The 24,760-nt window shown below is 44.9% G+C and carries 23 protein-coding genes; 10 read left to right on the top strand and 13 right to left on the bottom strand.

The window, feature by feature from the left end:
* Positions 1-17: 17 nt before the first annotated feature.
* The 7 genes from AC3CHU_RS04745 to AC3CHU_RS04715 all read left to right on the top strand — a co-directional run bounded on the left by AC3CHU_RS04745 (position 18) and on the right by AC3CHU_RS04715 (position 9,735).
* The gene (locus AC3CHU_RS04745; RefSeq protein ID WP_488525168.1) at positions 18-902 is read left to right on the top strand and encodes a D-hexose-6-phosphate mutarotase; all 885 of its coding nucleotides are present in this window, start codon (positions 18-20) and stop codon (positions 900-902) included.
* A gap of 294 nt (positions 903-1,196) precedes the next feature.
* Complete coding sequence (locus AC3CHU_RS04740; protein WP_237290297.1) at positions 1,197-3,233, top strand: methyl-accepting chemotaxis protein; 2,037 nt, start codon at positions 1,197-1,199, stop codon at positions 3,231-3,233.
* A 193-nt stretch (positions 3,234-3,426) separates the two neighbouring features.
* Entirely contained in the window at positions 3,427-4,242 is an 816-nt protein-coding gene (rlmA, locus tag AC3CHU_RS04735; RefSeq protein ID WP_488525167.1) for a 23S rRNA (guanine(745)-N(1))-methyltransferase, read from the top strand.
* Between the two features lie 75 nt (positions 4,243-4,317).
* The gene (locus AC3CHU_RS04730; protein WP_488525166.1) at positions 4,318-5,277 is read left to right on the top strand and encodes a ChaN family lipoprotein; all 960 of its coding nucleotides are present in this window, start codon (positions 4,318-4,320) and stop codon (positions 5,275-5,277) included.
* Between the two features lie 253 nt (positions 5,278-5,530).
* On the top strand, positions 5,531-5,884 hold the full coding sequence (locus AC3CHU_RS04725; RefSeq protein ID WP_102449379.1) for a hypothetical protein: 354 nt from the start codon (positions 5,531-5,533) through the stop codon (positions 5,882-5,884).
* Between the two features lie 193 nt (positions 5,885-6,077).
* Positions 6,078-7,964: a BCCT family transporter gene (locus AC3CHU_RS04720; RefSeq protein ID WP_017079506.1), complete on the top strand. Its 1,887-nt coding sequence runs from the start codon at positions 6,078-6,080 to the stop codon at positions 7,962-7,964.
* A gap of 193 nt (positions 7,965-8,157) precedes the next feature.
* On the top strand, positions 8,158-9,735 hold the full coding sequence (locus AC3CHU_RS04715) for an alkaline phosphatase (protein ID WP_488525165.1): 1,578 nt from the start codon (positions 8,158-8,160) through the stop codon (positions 9,733-9,735).
* Between the two features lie 164 nt (positions 9,736-9,899).
* Here the strand turns inward: AC3CHU_RS04715 and AC3CHU_RS04710 are convergent, their stop codons facing one another.
* Entirely contained in the window at positions 9,900-10,337 is a 438-nt protein-coding gene (locus AC3CHU_RS04710; protein ID WP_065204973.1) for a YcgN family cysteine cluster protein, read from the bottom strand.
* Between the two features lie 159 nt (positions 10,338-10,496).
* Here AC3CHU_RS04710 and AC3CHU_RS04705 point away from each other — a divergent pair, with 159 nt between their 5' ends.
* Complete coding sequence (locus AC3CHU_RS04705) at positions 10,497-10,745, top strand: YkgJ family cysteine cluster protein (protein WP_145565595.1); 249 nt, start codon at positions 10,497-10,499, stop codon at positions 10,743-10,745.
* Positions 10,746-10,845: 100 nt separating this feature from the next.
* Entirely contained in the window at positions 10,846-11,535 is a 690-nt protein-coding gene (aqpZ, locus tag AC3CHU_RS04700; RefSeq protein WP_135458093.1) for an aquaporin Z, read from the top strand.
* Between the two features lie 95 nt (positions 11,536-11,630).
* Here the strand turns inward: aqpZ and recR are convergent, their stop codons facing one another.
* The 6 genes from recR to AC3CHU_RS04670 form a co-directional block, all read right to left on the bottom strand.
* Entirely contained in the window at positions 11,631-12,230 is a 600-nt protein-coding gene (gene recR / locus AC3CHU_RS04695; protein WP_017111149.1) for a recombination mediator RecR, read from the bottom strand.
* Positions 12,231-12,311: 81 nt separating this feature from the next.
* Positions 12,312-12,641 (bottom strand): YbaB/EbfC family nucleoid-associated protein, encoded by a 330-nt coding sequence (locus AC3CHU_RS04690; protein WP_004734156.1) that lies wholly within the window; start codon positions 12,639-12,641, stop codon positions 12,312-12,314.
* 169 nt (positions 12,642-12,810) lie between these two features.
* Positions 12,811-15,075, bottom strand: a complete 2,265-nt coding sequence (dnaX, locus tag AC3CHU_RS04685) for a DNA polymerase III subunit gamma/tau (RefSeq protein ID WP_488525164.1) — start codon at positions 15,073-15,075, stop codon at positions 12,811-12,813.
* An 18-nt stretch (positions 15,076-15,093) separates the two neighbouring features.
* Positions 15,094-15,639 carry an adenine phosphoribosyltransferase gene (apt, locus tag AC3CHU_RS04680; protein WP_004734171.1) on the bottom strand — a complete coding sequence of 182 codons (546 nt, stop codon included), beginning with the start codon at positions 15,637-15,639 and terminating at the stop codon, positions 15,094-15,096.
* A 161-nt stretch (positions 15,640-15,800) separates the two neighbouring features.
* The gene (locus tag AC3CHU_RS04675) at positions 15,801-16,172 is read right to left on the bottom strand and encodes a YbaN family protein (RefSeq protein ID WP_065204975.1); all 372 of its coding nucleotides are present in this window, start codon (positions 16,170-16,172) and stop codon (positions 15,801-15,803) included.
* Between the two features lie 360 nt (positions 16,173-16,532).
* Positions 16,533-17,636 carry a response regulator gene (locus tag AC3CHU_RS04670; RefSeq protein WP_004734168.1) on the bottom strand — a complete coding sequence of 368 codons (1,104 nt, stop codon included), beginning with the start codon at positions 17,634-17,636 and terminating at the stop codon, positions 16,533-16,535.
* 228 nt (positions 17,637-17,864) lie between these two features.
* On the opposite strand from AC3CHU_RS04670, the gene AC3CHU_RS04665 reads away from it, so the two are divergent.
* The gene (locus tag AC3CHU_RS04665) at positions 17,865-18,740 is read left to right on the top strand and encodes a LysR family transcriptional regulator (RefSeq protein ID WP_004734167.1); all 876 of its coding nucleotides are present in this window, start codon (positions 17,865-17,867) and stop codon (positions 18,738-18,740) included.
* A gap of 79 nt (positions 18,741-18,819) precedes the next feature.
* Here the strand turns inward: AC3CHU_RS04665 and purF are convergent, their stop codons facing one another.
* The 6 genes from purF to truA all read right to left on the bottom strand — a co-directional run bounded on the left by purF (position 18,820) and on the right by truA (position 24,696).
* Positions 18,820-20,334, bottom strand: a complete 1,515-nt coding sequence (purF, locus tag AC3CHU_RS04660) for an amidophosphoribosyltransferase (protein ID WP_004734166.1) — start codon at positions 20,332-20,334, stop codon at positions 18,820-18,822.
* A gap of 33 nt (positions 20,335-20,367) precedes the next feature.
* A complete protein-coding gene (locus AC3CHU_RS04655) occupies positions 20,368-20,859 on the bottom strand; it encodes a CvpA family protein (RefSeq protein WP_004734165.1) in 492 nt (163 codons plus the stop codon).
* Between the two features lie 61 nt (positions 20,860-20,920).
* Positions 20,921-21,493, bottom strand: coding sequence for an SPOR domain-containing protein (locus AC3CHU_RS04650; protein WP_114633847.1), 573 nt, complete (start codon positions 21,491-21,493; stop codon positions 20,921-20,923).
* A complete protein-coding gene (gene folC / locus AC3CHU_RS04645; protein WP_488525163.1) occupies positions 21,494-22,756 on the bottom strand; it encodes a bifunctional tetrahydrofolate synthase/dihydrofolate synthase in 1,263 nt (420 codons plus the stop codon). It lies immediately after the preceding gene.
* A gap of 42 nt (positions 22,757-22,798) precedes the next feature.
* Entirely contained in the window at positions 22,799-23,725 is a 927-nt protein-coding gene (accD, locus tag AC3CHU_RS04640) for an acetyl-CoA carboxylase, carboxyltransferase subunit beta (protein ID WP_004734162.1), read from the bottom strand.
* Positions 23,726-23,901: 176 nt separating this feature from the next.
* Positions 23,902-24,696 carry a tRNA pseudouridine(38-40) synthase TruA gene (truA, locus tag AC3CHU_RS04635; protein ID WP_004734161.1) on the bottom strand — a complete coding sequence of 265 codons (795 nt, stop codon included), beginning with the start codon at positions 24,694-24,696 and terminating at the stop codon, positions 23,902-23,904.
* Between the last annotated feature and the right edge of the window lie 64 nt (positions 24,697-24,760).

Raw genomic sequence — 24,760 nt, 5'->3', positions numbered from 1 at the left:
CTTAGAAGGATCATGTAATGGATTTATCTACTCTACCTGCACTGACTGTACTTTCTGATAACGTGACTATCGTTGAACACGAAGATGTAAAACTGGTTCGCGTTATCCACGATAAAGCAAACGCAGCTATTTCATTGTTTGGCGGCCATGTGGTGTCATTCCAACCACAAGGCCAACAAGACCTTATTTGGATGAGCCAACAAGCTAAATTCGATGGAAAAACAGCCTTACGTGGTGGTATTCCAGTATGTTGGCCTTGGTTTGGTCGCATTGCTGCACCTGCTCATGGTTTTGCACGTTCAAGCGAATGGCAATTAATTGAGCACCGTGAAAGCGAAGCAGGCGTTATTGTAAGCCTAGGCCTAAAGCCTAGCGAAGCGACTCTGGCTGTGTGGCCGCATCAGTTCGATGCTCGACTGAATGTTGAAATTGGTGACCAACTAAAAGTAACGTTGGACGTGAAGAATACAGATTCACAACCATGGACTTTCTCTGGCGCACTGCACACTTACCTAAATGTAGGTGATATTCAAAACACAACCACAACCGGTATGGGTGCTGAGTACATTGATAGTCTGCAAGGTGGCAAGATCTGCCAAGGTGGTTCTGAACTGGTACTAACCGACACGATTGACCGCGTTTACACACAACCAGAAGCGCAAATCTTTGTTGCTGACAAAAAGCTGGATCGCACGCTAACCGTTGAGAACCACGGTCATAACTCTGCAGTATTGTGGAACCCGTGGGCGGAAGGCGCAACAGCTATGGGCGACATGCAAAACGACGGTTACCTAACCATGATGTGTGTAGAATCAACACTACACGCACCAAGCCTAGAAGCTGGTAAAACGCTGCAGCCTGGCGAGAGCCACCAGCTTATTACGGTTATCTCTTCGAACTAAGCTTCTAGCTAATCGAATTAAAAAAATGCAGCTCATAACGCTGCATTTTTTATTGCCCCGAACCTCACACGTACCGTCTAGTAATCAATGTCTTAACACAAGCCCGTAGTCCATCACCTCTTCGTTTAACTCCACGCCACATGGCTCTCATCACTCTAGTTTATAAATATAACTATCAATTCATTAATTATTATCAATTACTGCCGATAAATAAGTACCTATGATAGAAAGATCAATAACAAACTTCCTTAAAACCACTTAACAACACCTCAATGAAGACAGGATAGTGAATTCATGTTCGAGAAATACAAAAATCAAAGTGTTGGTTTCCAACTTAAGTTGGTCATTTTGCTGTGCTTGCTTATTGCCTTTGGCTCCATTGCAACACTCGTGTACCGCAATGCCTCACAGGTATTATTAGACAACACGTTAAAAGAACACCAATCCAAAGTAGAAGCGATGGCCAAAACCATCTCTGGTCAGTTTGATGCTTACCTGCATACCGCTAAAGTTTTAGAATCCACTTTTCGTAACGGTTACCTAGCAGGTGTTTATGTTGAAAGTTATGACGTTGAGTTCAACGGTCATTCAATTCCCAACATGACTCAATATGGTGAGAGCCTAATAAATGACACTAAACTCGTTGATAGCTTTACCCGCGACACCGGCGCCGTAGCAACCCTATTTGCCCCATTTGGCGACGACTTTATTCGTGTCTCTACTTCTCTTAAAAAACCTTCAGGCGAACGAGTCGTTGCGACCACGCTAGGGAAAAATCATCCAGGCTATAGCAAACTCAAAAATGGCCAGCCTTATTACTCTCAAGTTAAGCTCTTCGGTCAACGTTACATCACCTACTATGCGCCTTTGACCAATGCTCAAGGCAAAGTAAACGGTGTCTCTTTCATTGGTCTGCCAGTAGAAGAGGCGACTCAAAGCCTGTTTGAATCTCTACGCTCTGTTTCTTGGGGGGATACGGGATACACCATCATTGTTGATAACGAGAAAGAGCATCAAGGCCAGTACTTACTGCACCCTACTAACGTTGGCGGTGGTAAATCGATTGTTGATGTTGCTGACTACGACGGCAACAAACCTTTCTATCAGATCTTTGAACAGCAATCCGGTTTGATTCTCTACCCTTTTGAGTACCAAGGAACGGTAGGCGAAAAGTATCTCGTCTACACTGAAGTTCCTGGTTGGGATTGGAAACTACTTGGCGGTACTTTTATCAAGGAAGTGACCAAGGGCAGTGATGAATTACTCGAGCTCATCGCTATTATTGCTACCTTGATTGCTGCCGCTACCATCGTCGCGTTAACCTTCGTGTTAAACCGTACACTGACGCCACTAACGACGTTAAACGAGTACATGCTGCGTTTAGGAAAAGGCGAAGTAAGCCTGCATATCCCAAACAATGGCAAGCAAACAAAAAACGAGATCAGCAACCTAAATACCGGCGTTGCAAACATGGCTGCTCAATTGAATACACTCGTGGGCGAGATACGTACGACCAGTGATCAAGTTCAGAATAGCTCGAGCAGTGTGTCACAAGATGCCAGCCACAACCTGAGCCAGTCTGACCGCCAGCAAGCACAGGTTGAGCAAGTCGTTACGGCCATTGAAGAGATGGCCACCTCTGCTGAATCAGTGGCACAGCAAGTGAACAGCATTGCTGAAAATGTTCGCCTTGCCAATGAAGACAGCCAGAAAGGTTTAGAAGTCGTTGAAGGTGTGTGTATTGATGTTGCCCAGCTAAATGATCAATTAGACAAGTCAGCATCGGCCATCGAGCAAGTGAGTTCTGATAGCGAAAGCATTCAAACCGTCACCAAGATGATTGATGACATCGCAGAACAAACCAACTTACTTGCGTTGAACGCTGCGATAGAGGCTGCGCGTGCGGGTGATCAGGGTCGTGGTTTTGCCGTTGTCGCTGACGAAGTAAGAACATTGGCTCATCGTACACAAACGTCAGTGCAAGACGTAGTGAGCATCATCGAGAAGTTGAAATCTTCCACTAACAATGCCGTGAACCTGATGACACAAAGCCAATCGAATGCCAACCAAGTACTCGATAAAGCGCAAGAAGCAGGCACGGCTCTAGAGTCGATAGCCTCTCAAGTTGAGTCTATTGCTTCTCAAGCTGAAACCATCGCTGCGACATCAGAAGAGCAAGCTCAGGTTTCTCAAGAAATAGCAGCGAACGCGCATGCGATCAGCGATTTGAACCAACAAAGCCGTGAAACCAGCGCTAAGACTTCTCACAGTGCTGATGAACTTCAAAAACAAGCTGAGTCGTTAAAGAACCAAGTTAACTTCTTTAGCTAGAAACCGAGTTCACTGTTTCTATCAGTGACCTGCTCATAACCAATAGAGCCAGCCATACGTTGGCCCTATCTCTTCACTAACTGGCTCTACCTATTTACGGATTGCCGTTAGCCAAGACAACTGCGTTTATTCTAGCGCCCCACTATGCTTCCTGTTAAAATTTTGGACTTGAAATTTCTACCTCGAGTTTGCAATGACTTACCAATGCCCTTTGTGTCACCAACCTTTATCTCAAAACGATCGTACGTTTAAGTGTGAAAAGAACCATCAGTTCGACCTAGCGAAAGAAGGCTATGTCAATTTGATGCCAGCACACCACAAACGCTCAAAAGATCCAGGTGACAACAAAGAGATGATGCAGGCTCGTCGCCGCTTCCTTGAAGGCAACCACTACAATCCAATGCGCCAAGCCGTTGTTGGTTTATGCGCTAGCTATCTGCCAGAAACAGCCCCTAGCCTATTAGATATAGGTTGTGGTGAAGGTTATTACACCAATGAAATTGCGGTAAACCTTCAAGAAAAGAATGGCGCTACTTTTGGTCTAGATATCTCTAAGATTGCTATCAAATACGCCGCTAAACGCTACCCAGCGGTCGACTTCTCAGTCGCTTCTAGCCATCGCCTACCCTTTGCGGAAAATAGCTTAGACGGCATTCTACGCATTTACGCGCCTTGCAAGGCAGAAGAGCTGCAACGCACCATCAAAGACAATGGTGTGGTGGTCACCGTGACACCTGCTAGCCGACACCTTTATCAGCTGCGTGATGCGATTTATGATGGCGTTCGTTTGCACGATGAAGATCCAGAGATGATCGAAGGTTTTACTCTTGAGCACCAAGAGCAACTAAACTATATGATGGAACTATCGGGGTCAGACGCATTCGACCTGCTACAGATGACGCCGTTTGCTTGGAAAGCGAGTGAAGAATTTAAACAACAACTCACCGATTCAGAGCAATTCAACTGTGAAGCTGACTTTATGCTACGAGTGTACCGCAAACAACTTTAATTGATATTGATTATCGTTTGCATTGAAATCTCATCTTGCCTCCTTTAGTATGCGTGTTCTTCAAGGAGGCATTTCATGCAACGTATTATTCTTATCGGATTAGCTACCCTACTTACAGCTTGTGCTAATCAACCTTCAAACAGCACTTCTCAACAAGTGGCTAACACGCAAACGCAAGCCGTTTCCACATTCTACGACTACCAATTCGCGTCTCCACAAGGCGAAGCGCTTTCTCTCAATGCATTACCTAAACAGCTGATTGACGCTGATGTGGTTCTTATTGGCGAATGGCACACTCACTCGGCAATCCATCGCTTCCAAACCGATTTTTTAAAAGTGCGCCGCAACGCCACATCAAACATCGCGCTTTCAATGGAACAATTCACTCGAGAGCATCAAGACACATTAAACCGATACCTAAATGATGAGATTGGCGAACAAGTTCTTATGTCTCAAGCCGCTGCTTGGCCAAATTACGAAAGTGATTACCGCGCGTTAGTGGAGTTCGCTAAAACCAACGACGTCGATATCATTGCGGCAAACGCACCAAAACCCTTTGTACAGTGTATCGGCCGTAAAGGATTATCCTATCTAGATCAGCTAACGACGGAACAACGTCAATGGATTGCTTCAGAAGTGGATACTGGCGATAGCCCTTATAAAGAAAAGTTCATGGCTTCGATGCATCACGGAACACCAGAGCAAACAGAAAAACAGTTTGCGGCTCAAGTCACATGGGACGAAACCATGGCAGAATCGATTGTTGATTACCTCGCATCGAACCCAGACCAACAAGTGATTCATGTGGCCGGTAAGTTCCACACCGAAGGTGGTTTAGGCACTGCAGCATCGATTCTACGTCGTAACCCTGATTTGAAAATTGCCATCATCAGCCCAGTTGAAGAGATCTCATCGGATAGCAGTGACTATCAGCTTGAAGTTCTCGCGCCACCGGCTCGCTTTGTAAAGAAAGAGAACCGAATGAAGGCATATAAGCACCTATCTAAGCGCGGATCCGATCTCAAGTGCGACTAAACTCGCTATCCAGACTTAATCTTATTCAAGTTTAGGTCTGGCATGCTACAAGTCTGGCAAACTAAAAGCTTGTTCAATCGATCCCTAAGATAAATATTGATATCGGCATAGGAATTGCTTAATTACCAAGCAGTTTTGATTAAGCAGACGAAGATATATTGTGCGAATAAAAAAACATCACCACGGTGATTAAATGCACAAGTTTTTCACACCTCTGCCGATACTATATTTAAGGATAGGTAAGGAGAGCGATATGACGCCAGTAGGAACGAGTAACACTCAGCTGTATTCACCTTCGCAAATGAACGCACAAGCTAAAAGCATTGAAGCTGAAAAGCCTGCACCTCTTAAGGTTGAGCAAAACACCGTTAAACTTTCCGATGAGGGCAAAGCCCTATTATCTGCCCTTAAAGAAATCGATAAAGAAGCCAAGAAAGTCGAAGCTGAAAACGCGACCGTTACTGATAAGGTTGAGTCATTTGCTCACGGCGCATTAGGTATGGATCACCCAGATAAAATTGAAGAAGAGGACGATGGTTCTTATTCAGCAGGGCAATACTTATCCGCAGCGGCAACGGTTGGTGGTATTCTTCTCGCTCTTATATAGCCTTACTTTCCTTTACGGCATTACTTTCACTGCACCACGTGCATTGTTTGCACAGCACTGCTTACATTGACCCTATTGCTCTGAGCCTCTTTCATTGCAAAAAAGTGATTTATCGTCACGACAACACACCTGATTTGTCCTAAAAAACGAGTTCACGACATAATTCCGCTCTCATTTTAATGGAATAATACTCGTGAAAAACTCTTTTGCGCTTATTGATAAGCCAACCTTTTTTGGTGCGATAGCACTCCTACTCACGATCATCTTCCCGCTGATTATGTTCCCGACGCAAGGAGCAGACTGGATCGCGGTCGCTAAAACCTTTATGACAGACCAACTTGGTTTCTTGTACCTAGCGCTTGGACTCGCAGCTTGTGCCTTCATGGTTTACGTTGTGTTCAGTGATATGGGACAAATTAAACTGGGTGAAGCCGATGAAGAACCTGAATTTAAAACCGCTTCATGGGCAGCAATGCTTTTCTGTGGTGGTATCGGGGCAAGTATCTTGTACTGGGGCTGTATCGAGTGGGCTTACTACTACCAATCACCTCCTTTTCAACTAGAACCCGGCAGTGAAGAAGCCGTTCGTTGGGCTGCGACCTATGGTTTATTCCACTGGGGTCCAATTGCTTGGTCTATTTACCTAATCCCTGCTATTCCAATTGCTTACTTTTTCTATGTACGTAAACAACCTGTACTAAAAATTTCTAGTGCATTGATGCCAGTATTGGGTGAACACCATAGCCGCGGCGTTGCGGGTAAAGTTGTAGATATCCTATTCATTTTTGGCCTATTAGGTGGCGCAGCAACAACGTTAGGTTTAGCAGCACCTCTTATTACTGAAGGTCTTAACCACTTATTCGGCCTACCAAAAAATAACGTAACTCAAGTTATGGTGCTTCTGGTTTGTACTGCTATATTCGCATACTCATCGTATGCTGGTTTGGAAAAAGGCATCAAGATCCTCAGTAACATCAACTTCTGGGGCGCAATGGGACTATTGATATTCGTCCTAATCGCTGGCCCAACGATTTTCATGCTTGAGACGGGTCTAGACTCGATTGGTCGCCTATTGTCTAACTTCTTTGTGATGGCAACGTGGGCAGAACCATTCGGCGGCTACGGTACGTTCGAAAATACGCATTTCCCACAAGATTGGACCATTTTCTACTGGGCATGGTGGCTAGTTTTTGCACCAAGCATGGGCCTGTTTGTTGCGCGCATCTCTCGCGGCAGAACCATTAAACAAATGGTGTCAGGCTCTATCTTCTTTGGTTCATTAGGCTGCTTCTTATTCTTCATGATTTTAGGTAACTACGGTTTATCCCTACAGTTATCTGGTGAACTCGATGTCGTTGCAATCCTAAACGAAGAAGGCGCAACCAAAGCTATCTTCTCGATGCTGGCACAACTGCCAATGAGCACGTTAGTGATCGCCGTATTTACACTGTTGTGTATTATTTTTACTGCGACAACCTTTGACTCTATATCTTACATTCTGGCTTCTGTGGTTCAGAACAACGTAACCGAAGAGCCAATGCGTTGGAACCGTATGTTCTGGGCATTCACACTATCATTCCTACCAACGATCCTGATGTTCTTGGGCGGTCTAAGCACGCTTCAAACGGCTGCGATTGTTGGTGGCTTACCGCTACTGGCTATCTCTGTGATGTTGATGATCTCAGCCGTTCGTGCAACGAGCCTCGATTTACGTCACCAAGAGAGTTACATCGAACCGACGATTAACATCGAAGAGCTGCCAGACATGGATCCATGGTCGGCAGAAGGGATGGCACTGGCACAGTTCGAGAAAGAGAAAGACGCAGCACAAGAAGCCGCAGAACTTGAACGTGAAGCTTATAAAGCCCTTGCCGATGTGAAGAAAGAAATCCGCGCTTATGTTCTTGAACAGGGTGCACAAATGGAAACACATGAGCTTCCTGAAAACCTACAACAAGCACTTGAGCAGGCTGAAAACAACCTAAGCACAGCTCAAGCGAAAAAAGTTGAGTTATCAGAGCAAGCTCAGAAAGCTCGAGTCGCGTTCAATCAGGTGGTTGCAGAACTGCCACTTGCTTGACATTAGCCATGACACAGTCCATTTATTTGGACTCTCCTAAATACGACAAAGGCTCGCAGAAATGTGAGCCTTTTTTTATGCTTTTCTAAAAACTTGAGTTATTGCTCAATTTCATATTGATGAAACAAATATGAAACGACTTTGACACAAATCGGTGTTCTAATCATCCCGCTTATATAAAAAGGGATAACTAATGAAGCACTTTATGAAACCAATTGTTACCGCAGTGGTAACCTCTACACTCTCATTCAACGTACTTTCAGCAGAAATCAAAAATGTCATTCTGATGATCGGCGACGGCATGGGACCTCAGCAAGTTGGCTTATTGGAAACCTACGCAAACCAAGCGCCAAATTCCATCTATAAAGGGAACAAAACGGCCATTTATCAACTTGCTCAAGAAGGGGTTATTGGTTCATCCCTAACGCATCCGGAAGACGCAATCGTAGTGGATTCAGCTTGCTCTGCGACCATGCTTGCAACGGGTATCTACAGCGGTTCAGAAGTGATCGGTATCGATTCACAGGGTAACCATGTTGAGACCGTACTTGAGAAAGCGAAAAAAGCAGGCAAAACGACCGGCTTAGTTTCCGACACGCGCTTAACTCACGCGACCCCTGCTTCTTTCGCAGCTCACCAACCTCACCGCTCTTTAGAGAATCAAATTGCATCTGATATGTTAGCAACGGGCGCTGATGTGATGCTCTCTGGAGGGCTACGTCATTGGATTCCTAAATCGACCAACGACAAAGGTGAAACCTATAAGCAACTTGAGAAACTGACTCAAGGTGATGTTTATCTCAAATCGAAGCGTAAAGACGACCGTAACCTGCTGACTGAAGCAGAGAAAGACGGCTACCAACTGGCGTTTAATCGCAACATGCTAGACGACGCTAAGGGCGATAAACTACTTGGCCTATTCGCCTACTCAGGCATGGATGATGGCATCGCTTACAGCAACAAGAAAAAGAGTGGCGAACGAACTCAGCCAAGCCTGAAAGAGATGACACAAAAAGCGCTCAACATCCTATCCAAAAATGAAGATGGCTTTTTCCTAATGGTCGAAGGTGGCCAAATCGACTGGGCGGGACACAGTAACGATGCAGGCACTATGCTGCATGAACTGCTCAAGTTTGATGAAGCGATCCAAACGGTGTATGAATGGGCAAAAAATCGTGAAGACACGATCGTGATTGTGACCGCAGACCACGAAACAGGCTCTTTCGGTTTCAGCTACTCTTCTAACGACCTACCAAAACCACAGAAACGTTCTGGCGAAGCCTTCGCCGATCGCGACTATGCACCCAACTTTAACTTTGGCGCATTCGATATTCTTGATGGTCTATACAATCAAAAGCAAAGCTACTACGGCATGATCAGCGAATTTCAGAAGCTGGATAAAGCACTGCAAACACCTGAGAAGCTGACTGAGATCGTCAACAAAAACAGTGAGTTCCCTATCACAGCGGAACAAGCGAGAAACGTATTAGCCAGTAAGCCGAACCCATACCGATTGGCTCAGCACAAATACTTGTCGGCAGAAGAAGTGCCTGCTATCAACGATTTCGATGCTTTCTTCCCATATAACGACCGTGGCAACCTACTTGCTCGTGAACAAGCAACAGGCCAAAACATCGTTTGGGGCACAGGCACACACACTCATACACCAGTGAACGTGTTTGCTTGGGGTCCTGCTGAAAAGATACTGCCAGTTTCGAAAATCATGCACCACTCAGAACTGGGTGAGTACATAAAACAACAAGTAAACTAGCCTGAATCTTTTTTACTCGTTTCACTTAGCGCCCTTCGGGGCGTTTTTTGTTTTAAGTTTTTAAATCTTTTAGTCTTTAAGTTAAGCAAGTAAGCAAGTAAGTTTTAAACTTAGGCGACGCCAAATAACAAAACAGCCGCTCAAGAGCGACTGTTTTAGAATAATTAGCGATTCGGATGATTCAAAATGTGGTCTTCCCAATCCACCACATCGATTTCGTATACCACTTTGTTACGAACGCTTTCACCTGCAGCGTGCATCTCGGCTTTAGAACCCGTAATCAATGGGTGCCACTCAGGAATCGGCTTGGATTCTGATAGAAGGCGGTAAGCACAAGTGTCTGGTAGCCAATGGAATTCATGAATCTTGTCACGAGTAAGCTTCAAACACTCTTCACCTGAAGTGAAGCGGTTCGGGTAGTCTTTACACGAACATGTTTTGTCGTTTAACCAGCTGCACGCCACGTTGGTGTAGTAAACTTCATCGCTATCTTCATCCATTAGTTTATGTAGGCAACACTTACCACAACCGTCACACAGTGATTCCCACTCGTTCTCGGTCATTTGCTCTAGTGTCTTTTCTTGCCAAAATGGATTCGTCATAGGATTACTTCTTACTCTTTTACTGGGGTGCGTGTTATACCGCTAGCCCATAAAAAGTTCAAGGATAATAATTGTTCATTCTTTGATTCAATCAACAGCTGTCACTCTCATCATTTTTTGCTACTATCGCGCACCCTGTTATTTAGTGAGTTTGATTTGATGGAATGTCGCCTAGGTTGTGGAGCTTGTTGTATCGCTCCAAGTATTACATCTGCTATTCCTGGAATGCCTAATGGCAAGCCTGCGGGCGTGCGTTGCATTCAATTAAATGAACAAAATCTTTGCCAGCTATTTGGCCTAGCTTCACGCCCTAAAGTCTGTCACCAATTCAAAGCCTGTCCTGTCATTTGTGGCAAAACCGACCAAGAAGCACTTGATAACCTGATCGAATTAGAAGCCATTACTTAAGAGTATTTGCCCTTTTCTATCACCTATATGCCCAAGATCTCACAACTTCGTTAAATCTCAACTATCTTATTGATACTGGTAAAGATTAATAAGGATAGTTATGAATAGATATATCGCAGAGATGTTTGGTACATTCTGGTTGGTGTTAGGTGGGTGTGGTAGTGCCGTCTTGGCAGCTGGTTTCCCCGATGTTGGTATCGGTTTACTTGGCGTTTCTCTTGCCTTTGGTTTAACGGTATTAACCATGGCTTTCGCCCTTGGGCATATATCCGGCTGCCACTTAAACCCTGCCATTACTATTGGACTTTGGAGCGGTGGACGCTTCGATGCCAAAGACGTTGCCCCTTACATCATCGCTCAAGTGATTGGCGGCCTCATTGCTGGGGGAGTTTTATACGTTATCGCATCTGGGCAAGCTGGATTCGACGTAGTTGGCTCTGGTTTCGCGGCTAATGGTTATGGTGAACACTCTCCTGGTGGTTATTCGCTAACAGCTGCTCTGGTCTGTGAAGTGGTCATGACCATGGTATTCCTGTTCGTGATTATGGGAGCAACCGATTCAAAAGCACCAGCCGGGTTTGCACCTATCGCGATTGGTCTTTGTTTAACTCTAATTCACCTTATTAGTATCCCCGTGACGAATACCTCTGTAAATCCTGCGCGAAGTACCGGCGTAGCTGTGTTTGTCGGTGATTGGGCTGTGTCACAGTTATGGTTATTCTGGGTCGCACCGATTATTGGTGCCGTGATTGGCGCTGCGATTTACAAAGCCGTGCGTGGCTCTGATTAATCGTTTAAAAAGGTTTTAGAGTAGACGCGTTTCAGAATAGAGCTTTATAACAAAAAAGAAAAAGCCGCTTAGTGATTATTCACCAAGCGGCTTTTTTAGATCTTATGACGACCGAGTAAGGAGTGCGAAAGCGTGGTGCCATCCACCAGCTCTAGCTCACCACCGACGGGAACACCATGGGCGATACGGCTAGCGTTCACTTCATGGGCATTACATAGCTCAGCAATGTAATGCGCTGTTGCTTCCCCTTCTACTGTCGGGTTAGTCGCTAGAATTACTTCAGTGATATCACCACGACGTAAACGGTAATCCAAGACATCGAGACCGATATCACTTGGACCGATACCATCAAGTGGTGAAAGATGCCCCATAAGCACAAAGTAACGACCTGAATATTGGCCAGTTGCTTCAATGGCTGCAATGTCTGCAGGGCTCTCTACTACACAAATTTGACCGTTGTCCTGACGTTTAGGATTGGTACAAATGTGGCAAGTATCTTCTTCAGTAAAAGTACGGCACTCATTACAATGACCAATTTCGGTCATTGCTTGGCTAAGAGCTTCAGCCAACTGTAGGCCGCCTTTTCTATCGCGCTGTAACAAATGAAAGGCCATACGCTGCGCCGACTTGGGGCCAACCCCAGGTAGACAACGTAAGGCCTCCATCAAATGCTCCAGCATATGACTGGTACGCATATTTAACCGTTCTAACTTTTAAAGTAACGGCCTATTCAAAATAGGCCGTTGATCGAGACAAGTCTCTTATAAATAAGTCGCTTAGAAAGGCATTTTCATACCTGGTGGAAGTTGCATCCCACCAGTTACGCCAGCCATTTTCTCTTTTTGAGTCTCTTCAACACGACGAGCTGCATCGTTGAAAGCGGCTGCGATAAGATCTTCAAGCATCTCTTTATCGTCTTCCATTAGGCTTTCATCGATATCAACGCGACGAACACTGTGACTACCAGTAATCGTAATTTTTACAAGGCCAGCACCTGACTCACCTGTAACTTCCATATTTGCGATTTCTTCTTGAAGCTTTTGCATGCGCTCTTGCATTTGCTGGGCTTGCTTCATCATGTTGCCCATACCGCCTTTACCAAACATGTTATTACTCTCTGGTCTAATTGGTTTATTAAAATCATTTAAGCTACTAAGGGCTTAAATGGGGGTTAAAACACTGTGATTCAACCCCCACGAGTTCAGTTCTCTGATTTGCTTTCCAAGGATGATATGTCCATCACTAAATGAAAGGCATATCGATATTGGACGAACGCTATATTGGACGAACGCTATCTCTATCCAACTCGGCAGCAAAACGTCTTTCGATAAACTGTACGTTGGCATCGTTTTCCAAACTGGTAAACGCGTCTTTCAACTTGCTTTGATACAATCTTTCTCGCAGTTCTAGCGGTGTTTCTCCACCATCACCAATTTCAACACTCAAATGACACTCTTCTCCAAGCACAGTATTGAGAGACTGTAATAGCTCACTCTGTGCACGGTCCGTATTCAAGTGAGCCTGGCTCGCTCTTAACGTTAAGGTGATTGATGTGTCAATCTTAGTAAATACTGAGTTCAATGCTAACTGTTCAACAAGCTTAGCTGTCTCTAGCTTTTGAATCGTGGCGGACCATTCATCTTGAACAATCGACTCTTGAAGCAATTTATCGACCATTTCTGGTGTCTTAATATGCTCTAACGCACGCTTGATCTGAGTAGGTGTAAGCTCTTTGCTCACCTCTTTCACTACAGGTTTAGACGGTTTCCAGCGATAAGGTTCATTATCGTTGGTCACATTTTCTGTCGAAGAGGCTGATAAAGAAGCTGGCGACACCCGCTCAGAACCACCGTGTTGCTGAGCAACTCGGTCAAGAACTGAAGTTTTAGCTGGTGTCGCTTTAGCCTTTTTTGGCGCTGAACCTTTGTTTTCTGTTGCTGCACCACCTCTACGTTGAGAACGCAATTGGTGACGTAAACCACTCACAGGCGAAGTTGAACGCGCTGGTTGCTCTTGCGAAGCTGGTGAAACAGAAGGTGCAACGGGAGCAACATTTGGCTGCTTTTGATTCTGGTAATTCGTTTGCTGAGTCATGGGACTCATCGGCTGCTCCGCACCGTAGCTAGGACGTTCATCATAAGCAGGTGGAGCGTCATACTGACTGTGCGGGTAATCCTGTTCTGGATAACCTTGGTTGCCTGAATGATCAGCGTAACCTTGCGAATCTGAATATTGGTTCTGATTCTGCGGCGGTTGTTGTTGCACCGGCTGCTGAATAGGAGCTTGCTGAGGCACTTGAGGCTGTGAAACCGCTGGAGCCTGAGCTGACTGTCTCGGAGCTGCCATTGGCGCAGCTTGACTCACTGGCTGAGCAACACTCTGAACCGGATTCTGAGCTGCAGGAGCAGGCGCTGGGCTAGTCGACTCAGTCGAGATAGCCGTAGCAACAGTTTGTTCAGCAGGTCTGAATGCCAACATACGCAGAACCACCATCTCAATACCAACACGAGCGGTTGGCGATAATGGCAAGTCTTGACGCCCTTTCAGCACTATCTGGTAGTAGAGTTGGATATCTTGTGGGCTTAACGCTTTGCTCAACAGTTCTAGCCTTTCAGCGTCAGGCTGAGCCTTGTCTAAAGTAGACGGCAGAGCTTGATACATCGCCAAACGGTGTAATTGAGTCGCAAGTTGACTCAGCAATCCATCCCACTCAACGCCATTTTCAGCAAGAGCTTGAATGCAAGCCATCGCTAATTGTGGTTGTTTACTGCTAATCGCTTCAAGTAGATGAATCGCTTGGTCTGTATCCAGCGTTCCAAGCATGTGAGCAACAGTGTCTGTCACTACGTTGCCATTACCTAATGCGATAGCTTGGTCTGTTAGGCTCAGCGCGTCACGCATACTGCCATCAGCGGCATGAGCAATCATTCCAAGCGCACGAGATTCAGACGTCACATTTTCTTGTTCAAGAATATGATCGAGTTGCTCGTGGATATTATCAACGCTGATCGGCTTAAGATGGAATTGCAGACAACGCGACAATATCGTCACAGGAAGCTTTTGCGGATCCGTTGTTGCGAGCAAGAACTTCACATACTCAGGCGGCTCTTCTAAGGTCTTTAGAAGCGCATTAAAACTGTGCCTAGACAGCATGTGTACTTCATCGATTAGGTAAACCTTGAAGCGACCGCGTGCAGGCTTGTACTGAACATTGTCCAGAAGCTCGCGGGTATCTTCTACCTTAGTACGTGAGGCAGCATCGATCTCGAGCAGGTCAACAAAACGACCTTCATCGATCTCTTTACAGGTTGCACACTCACCACAAGGGGTTGCAGTAATGCCTGTTTCACAGTTGAGACCCTTAGCAAACAAACGGCCGATGGTCGTTTTACCGACACCTCGTGTACCGCTGAATAGGTAAGCGTGATGCAACCTATTTTGGCTAAGGGCATTCTCTAATGCTGTTAAAACATGGGCTTGACCAACCACTTCTTTGAATTTGGTTGGTCGCCATTTTCGCGCTAACGCAAGATAGCTCATGAATAATTCCGAAAAGGATTAGTGACCGTCGAATTCGCAGATGCTAAACACTTCTAGACCTAAGCCTTGTAAGCGCTTGTCACCACCGATTTCTGGAAGGTTAATAACAAATGCAGCGTGTTCTACCACACCACCAAGCTGACGAATCAGCTTTGTTGTCGCTTCAATCGTACCGCCTGTTGCTAGCAAGTCATCAACCATCAGCACTTTATCGCCTTCAACGATCGCATCGGTATGGATTTCTAGCGTATCAGTGCCGTACTCAAGCTCATAAGATTGTGCCACAGTTTGACGAGGCAACTTACCCGGTTTACGAACAGGGATAAAGCCGACACCTAGCTCAAGAGCAAGAGGCGCACCAAATAGGAAACCACGAGCTTCAGTACCAACGATCTTAGTAAAGCCCATGCCCTTGTATGTGTCCACTAACAGGTCAATTGTCGCTTTGTAAGCGGCAGGATCTTCCATCAAGCTTGTTACGTCACGGAACAAAATACCCGCTTTAGGGTAATCAGGAATGCTTTTGATGCTTGCTTTGATCAGAGAGATTTTTTCTGTGTTCATAATCTTATGCACTTCATTAGGCCGCTTTCCAAACTCTCGTTAGCGAATCAAACATCAACGCTCGGAATTAAGGAAAGGTACGATTGGTATTCATTGCAACGAGAGTCATAACTCTGATTGCTGAAATAATAAACGCCCGCTATACAAGCAGGCACACTGGCTTAATGGTAGTGATTTTCTTTGCTGTCAGCAACCAACTCATGGGTTGGAAGTCGCATAAACCATGTGAGAAGAATAACAAGTACACAAATTAGGAAAACCTTGACCCAAATGAGCGGGGCAAAGTAGATCGATAACGCAAAACTCAACAAGATAAAGAACACGCCACGCGTTTTAACTTGCTTGGTAACGGCACCGTGTTGATACCAATTGTTCAACAAGGGACCCAGCGTTTTATGCTCATGCATCCATTTGTGAACTTTGGGGTTGCTTCGCATGAAACATGCACTGGCAAGAAGGAGAAAAGGCGTGGTTGGCAGAACGGGTAAAACGATCCCTAGAACTGCAAGAATGATACAAAGGCCACCAGCAATATTGAGGCTTAAAACTCGAACGCTAATTGTGGCCTCCTTGAGTTAGCTATCACCAATCGGCGATGATAGCTTAACTAGAATGTTGCGTAACCATTGAATACTCGGATCAACGTAAGGGTTGCTGGTAGTAATGGAATCGCTAAAAATGCGGCTAAAAATCCTAAAAAATAGAATACATTAAACGGGTCTTGAAAGTCTTTGTTATCTGCCATGATTGCTTCTTGTTTTTGTTAGTAAAGGTAAGTATCTGGCGAACCAAACCCGCTTTGCTAAATCGACATTTAACAAAAAAGGCATAGCCACACCATTTGCGCAACTATACCTTAATCAATTATTCACAAAAACCGAGGAAATATAGGGTTAATCAGTGGACCCTTGGTGTATGTCTAAACTAAAACTGGCCGATCCAAGCAGGCTCAATGATAGCTGGCAGCCTTGTTCAATCGGAAGATCCCGTGTAATGAAGTTCTTCTTACAGTTCTCACCCAAGCGCTCGCCCGCCGCAATATGTTGATTCAATTCGCCATTTGACCATTGTCCATCTAAACCCGCAGGTAGAATAGAGATAGTTCCCACAGCAAGATCAGCAACACCAAACAAAGCATTCACAGGGGTCGAACATTTAGAGCAACGAATCCCCTTCTCCAAAATTTCCGCAATATCTTTGAGATCAACGTTAAAATCTTTTCTATTTCTGATGTAATCGTGGAATAACGCTCTCACCAACAATGTGGCCGCTGAGCCGCCGTTATCAGAAGACGACGAATCGACAAGGTAGAAAGCAAACTGCCCGTTCATCATCCACGCATAATCAAACACAAGCGGCATCATTTCTGTTGATTGCAGTAAACGGTAGCTGCAACGCCATGAGCCTTGTCGTGTGTCTTTCTCTGGAAGCAGCGCGTGCAATAAGTCTCTTGCAGCACTCGGGTTATCTTGCAGGTAGTTTAGATGCCAATGCAGCTCTTGGTCTTCAGGGATCTCGCCACCGTCATCAACACAGAACCATTGGCTTGAAAAATCTCGTTGGTCTGAAATGTTATCAAACGAATCTGTCAATGTATTCGCAATCGCACTTCCTAAGTGACCGTGATCCTCTAGAGGTTTCGCTAAAAAGTCTTTGATACCAAATCGTAATGCTTTCGCCACATCAGACATATCATCAGTGCCAGACACAACGATCATAGGCAGTGACGGATACTCTAAACTGAGCTCTTCTACAAGCTCAATGCCATCCAGTATCGGCATTGATAAGTCACACACAATTAAATCTGGCGCTGAGTCTCTAAGCTTTTGCAGAGCGTCCAGCCCATTTTCAGCCTCAACCACTTTATAACCAATCTTGTCTAAGTACGCGCTGGTTATCCGGCGAAAAATAGGATCATCATCAACCAACATAACGCATTTTTGATTGAGAACTTCCTGAGCCGAGGTCATAACTGGCTGACTATGAGTTTTGTACATAATCTCTAACCTCACAAAACTAAGTCGAATTATTATTGTTATCTGTTCTAAGAACTAATATAAAACTTAGTAATAAAATACTAAATACACAAATCTTCACTCTTTACTGGTAATTCGTGACAAGGGTTGGAATACTGGTAAATAGTGCAACGAGTTGACGTAACGCAAACATTGATCTCAATATTACGTATAAATTAGATGAGATTGTAAACAAATGTGTCTGGATTTATGAAATTAGATGATTTAAACCTCTTTCGACTTGTCGTTGAAAATGGGAGCTACACCGCAACATCGCGCAAGACTATGATTCCGGTTGCGACCATTACACGACGCATCCAAGCCCTAGAAGACTCTTTGAACCTAAGGCTTCTCAATAGACACGCGCGTAAACTCTCTTTGACAGAGGCTGGCGAACGTTTTTTCAATGAATGCTCACCGTTACTACAACGTCTATCTTCTACTGCAGAAGAACTCACTGACGTGTGTAAGGGTGCTTCAGGGAAGATTCGCATTACCGCCCCCTCAAACCTGACCAAGCGCATGATGATGCCGATGTTCAGTGAATTCATGACTCAATACCCTGATATCAATATTGAGCTGATGATGAACAACCAAGCTGATCAGCTTGATCCAACCGAGTGGGATGTCATTTTCAGAGTCGGCCCGCAGCGTGATTCAAGCTTAATCGCAAGAAAGATCAGTGAAGTGAAGGATATTCTTATCGCGAGTCCTGACTACTTAGCGAAGAACCCGGCACCGAGTCATGCAGAAGAGCTCGCGAATCATTCGCTACTTAAAGGCTATCCGCTGATTAAGTGGCAGCTGAGTAATTCGAATGAAGAGACGGTCGTGAATAGCGAGAAAGGTCGTTTCAATGCGAATGCGCTTAATGTCGTAAGACAAGCCTGTTCAGAAGGCCTAGGTATCACCCTAATGCCTGACGTGATGATCCGTGAATACATTGAAGATGGTAGCTTAGTGCAAGTCTTAGAAGACTGGAGTGCTAACCCTCGTGATATTTACATGCTTTATAACCACAAAGACCACCTGCCAGAGAAGGTTAGATTGTTTATCGATTTTGTGATCGCATACCATATTCACTAAGATTCAATCCCCTTCCCCCGCAAACAAAAAAGCCAGAGCCGATGCTCTGGTTTTTTATTACTCATTTTTTATGAGTACGCTAAGCGCCTTCGTTATGTAACTCTAGGTTCGCGAGATCTTGTTGGATCTCACGCTCAACCTTTGAATCGTCATTACGTAAAGAGTCTAGGAAATCTAGGTACGCTTGGTCGATATCGCCCGTTACATACTCGCCGTTGAATACAGATGTATCAAAACGAGAGATGTCTTGATTACCCATACCTACCGCCGAGATTAAATCTGGTAGCGTTTGGAAAATCAAAGCGTCTGCGCCGATCTGCTTACAAATCGTTTCGTTATCACGGCCATGAGCAATGAGCTCAGTCGCGCTTGGCATATCGATGCCGTAAACGTTCGGGAAACGAACCTCAGGAGCAGCAGAAACCATGAAGACTTTGCTTGCGCCAGAATCACGAGCCATCTCAATGATCTGCTCTGATGTCGTGCCACGAACAATAGAATCATCAACCAATAGAACGTTCTTACCTTTAAACTCAGAACGAATTGCGTTGAGCTTACGGCGAACCGACTTCTTACGCTGTTGTTGACCAGGCATGATGAACGTGCGGCCAACATAGCGGTTTTTCACGAAACCCTGACGGTATGGCTTATTGATCGCTTGAGCAATTCGTAGCGCAATATCATTCGATGTTTCAGGGATTGGAATTACCACGTCAATGTCTAGGTCTGCGTACTCTTCTTTAATACGCTTGCCTAACATCTCACCCATCTCAACGCGTGCGCTGTAAACCGAAATTTTATCGATGAATGAATCAGGACGAGCAAAATAAACAAACTCGAAAATACATGGGTTTAATTGTGGGTTATCTGCGCATTGTTTAGTGAAAAGCTCACCATTGAATGTTGCGTAGATAGCTTCACCAGGGGCAACATCGCGCATAAAATCAAAACCAACAGCGTCTAACGCTACCGATTCAGACGCAACCATGTACTCTGTTTTACCGTTAATTTCACGCTTACCAAGACACAGTGGACGAATACCATGTGGGTCGCGGAATGCGATCATACCGTGGCCGATGATCATCGCTGTCACTGCGTAAGCACCACGAATAGTACGGTGCACGTTTGCAACGGCGCGGAACACATCTTCTGAAGTCACATTACCTTTAACAGTATCGATTTCATGAGCCAATACGTTCAGTAGAACTTCAGAATCAGAGGTTGTATTGACATGACGACGGTCTTTTTCGAACAACTTCTCACGAACTTCACTTGCATTCGTTAGGTTGCCGTTGTGCGCCAACGTGATACCAAAAGGAGAGTTTACGTAGAAAGGCTGCGCTTCAGAAGCACTCGAGCTTCCCGCTGTAGGATAACGAACATGACCAATACCCACGTTACCTTGGAGGCGTTGCATGTGTTTTGCTTCAAAAACATCTTTAACTAAACCGTTCGCCTTACGCAGACGGAAACGATTGCTTTCTATGGTACAAATACCAGCGGCATCTTGGCCACGATGCTGCAATACCGTTAAAGCGTCATAAATAGATTGGTTTACAGGTGTTGAACCCACGATTCCAACAATACCACACATGTCCTAATCCTCGATTTTCGACATTAACTGGCGCTAAAGCGCGCCAGATAAGAAACTAGATGTTGCTTGTAAATGCTCAAAGAACGGCGCAATGATTCGGCTAAACTCCGGAACCAACTGCGAATTCTCCCACCACTCAGAACTTGGGAATGCAGTAAACGCATCCATGAAAAACAACACTGCAGAGACAATCAGAACACCACGTAAGCCGCCAAAGACGACACCGAGGATTCTGTCTGTACCCGACAGGCCTGTTTTCTGAACTAGCTGACCGATAACATAGTTAACTAAGGCACCGACAACTAACGTTGCAACAAATAATGCTGCTATCGCAGTTCCGTTTCGAAACATCTCATCTTCGATATTGGTGAAGTACATAGCTAATTTAGCGTAGTACTGGCTAGCAATAAAAAATGCTCCAAACCAAATAACAAGTGACAACGCTTCTTTAGCGAAACCGCGAACTAAACTGATCACGGCAGAGAAGCCGATCACGCCTAAAATGACAAAATCTAACCAATTCATGAATTCTTCATCTTAAGTTGGCGCGCATTTTAACAGAAAAAATGCTGACGCAAACGTTTTCTTATGGATTTAGCGGTTTAAATTTGAGCAATTGGCCTTTTGAACCCGTAATTTTTTCTAATTCCTTAATTTGTCGCTCAAGTTTGGATTTAGAGACATCCGGGCCAATAATTACTCGCGTAAACGTTTTTTCTTGCTTGGTGTGAGCCTGGTAACCACGCTTTTGTAAATCCTTAACAACGTTTTTTGCGTTGTCAGCATTCTTCAAAGCCATCAATTGAATAATCCAAGCACTGTCTTGGTATTCATTTTTTTCCGGTACGGGCTTAACCACCACTGCCACTTTATCCGCATCTTTGTTACTGGAAGCCGACGCAGTTTGCTTATCTGAATTATCAACACCACTTTCAACCACTCGCTCAACCGGAGAGTCCGGCAGTGCAATCTGATCTTCAACAGGGTCGAGTACTTCAAAAACTTCTACATTACTATCAAGCTCTGGCTTAATCGGAATGCTTGCAAACTCTTCTTTATAGTGGAGCTTCTTACCATCCAGCACATCGGGCAATACAATCACACCAATGGCCACTAAAATGATGGTACCGACTAATCGGCTTTGGAATTTACTTGCCATTTAGTTTCCTTTTTTCTGCCAATGCTCCAATACTTCACCCACAGTATGGAAAGAACCGACCACCAGTACAACATCGTCACCTTTAACAGAAGCTAAAGCCGCTTCAAACGCTGCTACAGGGTTTGAATGCTGCTCTACGCCTTGAGGTAAGCTTTGACACAATTCAGCAGCTGTTGCGGCTCGTGGGCCGTTCAGCGAAGCTGGGTACCAATGTGTTGTGATTGGTGCTAATACTTCCAATGTCGCAGGGATATCTTTGTCATGAAGCATGGCGACTACAACGTGTAAATTTTTACCTGCATACTTCTTCGTTACTTGCTGCGCAAAATATTCAGCCGAATGCGGGTTGTGCGCAACATCAAGCACAATCACGGGGTGTTTGCTAATTTGCTGCATACGCCCAGGAAGCTGTGCGTTCTTCATGCCATTAACGACGTTCACATCGCTAATGCTAAGTTCTGAAGTACCTAATGCCATCAATGCTGTTGCTGCGTTAGGTAGCGGTAGGCTTGGAATAGGCAGTGATTCTAGTTGGAATGCCCCACTGCGCCAGTTCCAAGTATCGCCGTCTACATCATAAGTGTATTGAATACCCACCTGATAGAACTCAGCCTTAATGTCATCAGCATGAGCAGCAACCGTAGCTGGTGGTTTAGGTTGACCACAGATAGCCGGCTTACCACTACGATAAATACCGGCTTTCTCAAAACCAATCACATTGATGTCATCACCTAGCCAATCAACATGATCGACAGCCAAGCTGGTAATCACAGAAACATCATGCTCAACGATATTCGTCGCATCTAGGCGTCCACCTAGACCCACTTCTAATAACACAACATCAACCGCTTCAATTTGAAAAGCACGTAACGCCGCTAAAGTCCCATATTCGAAAAAGCTAAGGCTGATCTCGCCGCGCTCTTTCTCAATGAAATTGAAAGACTGAACCATCTTTTCATCGGATAGATCTTGGCCGTTAATACGAACACGTTCGTTATAGCGAATTAAGTGAGGAGAACTGTAGACACCAACTGAGTAACCAGCATCCAACAGAATAGCTTCCATTAGTGCACACGTTGAGCCTTTACCATTAGTTCCGGCAACAGTAATAACGTGTTGAGCAGGTTTGGTGAGGTTTGCCTTAGAGGCGACGGCCTGAACTCGGTCTAATCCAAGATCAATAGCGCTTGTGTGGATGTTTGATAAATAATCAAGCCACATCTCCAAAGAGGATGTGGCTTGAGGAATAGGTTGTTGACTCATCTAACTCATAACCATGATTAAGTAGGTTTGTTAGAAGGTACTTTACCCTTTTTCTGGCGCTTCTGGTACTTCATAAGTAGCTTCATTCGGTGAATCGTTCACAGAAACTACTAATGGTGAAGGCTGGTTGGTCATTTTAGCAACAAGGCTTGCAACGCGCTGACGCATCTCACGACGGTCAACGATCATGTCGATAGCGCCGTGGTCGAGTAGGAACTCACTGCGTTGGAAACCTTCAGGAAGGTCTTCACGTACAGTTTGTTCGATTACACGACGTCCAGCAAAACCGATAAGCGCTTTTGGCTCACCGATGTTGATATCGCCAAGCATTGCCAAACTCGCAGAAACACCACCCATTGTTGGATCAGTCATGACTGAAACAAACGGTAGGCCTTTCGCAGATAAACGCTCTAGAGCAGCACTGGTTTTTGCCATTTGCATTAGAGACATCAATGCCTCTTGCATACGAGCACCACCACTTGCAGAGAAACAAACTAAACCACAGTTGTTCTCAATAGCCGCATCTACCGCTTTCACAAAACGAGCACCAACAACGGAGCCCATTGAACCACCCATAAATGAGAATTCAAAAGCACACGCTACGATTGGTAAACCTAGTAGTTCACCTTTCATTGCGATCAACGCGTCAGTTTCACCACTGTTCTTTTGAGCAGTAGAGATACGTTCTTTGTAACGCTTAGAATCTTTAAACTTCAGTTTGTCTTGTGGCTCAAGATCAGCACCTAGTTCAACGCGCTCACCTTTGTCTAGGAATGTATCCAGACGGCGACGTGCCTTCATGCGCATGTGATGGTCACATTTTGGACACACTTCTAGGTTACGCTCTAGTTCAGCATGGTAAAGAACCTGCTCACAAGAAGTACATTTAGTCCAAACACCCTCAGGGATAGACGCCTTACGAGATGTTACGATGTTGCTTTTTTCTAAAATCTTTTCAAGCCAACTCATGGAAGACCTTTTTGTTTCGATTCTTACGCTTGATTGCGAAAGAAATAAATTTGGGAATTATGCGTGGGAATTAAAGCACATAAAACAGCGACTGTAGATAAAAAACTGGTTGTACCTATTTTCTGGCACTATTTTACGCACGAAACCGTAATGTTTTTTGAACCTAAGTCTCACATTTAGTTCAAATTATCCGGTAAAAACAGAGGTCCAATTGGCTCTCGTGGTAACTCAAAATGTTCAGGATAATCAACATCTACCAGATACAAGCCTTCCGCTTTGGCGGTTGCGCCAGCCACTTTTCGATCTTTAGCCTCTAAAAGCCACTGGATCCACTCTGGTTTTTGCTCACCTTTACCTACTGCAATTAGGCTACCCGTAATATTCCTCACCATGTGGTGAACAAACGCATTCGCTTTAATATCGATCACTATGTAGTGTCCATGACGAGTCACGTTTAAGTGAATCATGTTTCTCCATGGACTACGAGATTGACAATGTGTCGCTCTGAATGAAGTGAAGTCGTTCTCGCCTAACAAGTACTGACCCGCTTCATGCATCTTTTTCTCATCAAGGTGACCATGGTAATGGCTCACGCCTGAATTCAGAATGCCAGGACGTAGTGCATGATTAAAGATAATGTAGCGATAACGGCGTGCAGTTGCAGAAAAACGAGCGTGGAAATCCTCATTCACTTCTGTCGCCCAACGAACCGCAATATCTTTTGGCATGTTGGCATTCGCGCCCATTGTCCAAGCAACCATTTTACGATCAACATTAGTTTCAAAGTGAACGACTTGTCCCGTACCGTGAACACCGGCATCTGTACGACCTGCGCACATAACCTCTACAGGATGATTCGCGACAACTGAAAGAGCCTTTTCCAATTCTTCTTGGACACTTTTCACGTCTCGTTGGCGCTGCCAACCAAAGTAGTGGGTACCGTTATATTCAATACCTAAAGCAATTTTCATGTTTTTGTTCTCTTTGAAAATGGGCAAGAAGTATATACGGAAATGAGTGCTAGCCCAAATAGGA

The sequence above is a fragment of the Vibrio sp. QJM3NY_39 genome (assembly GCF_057785895.1).
Note: the sequence above shows the minus strand (reverse complement) of the source record. Positions and strands in the feature narration are given on the sequence as shown.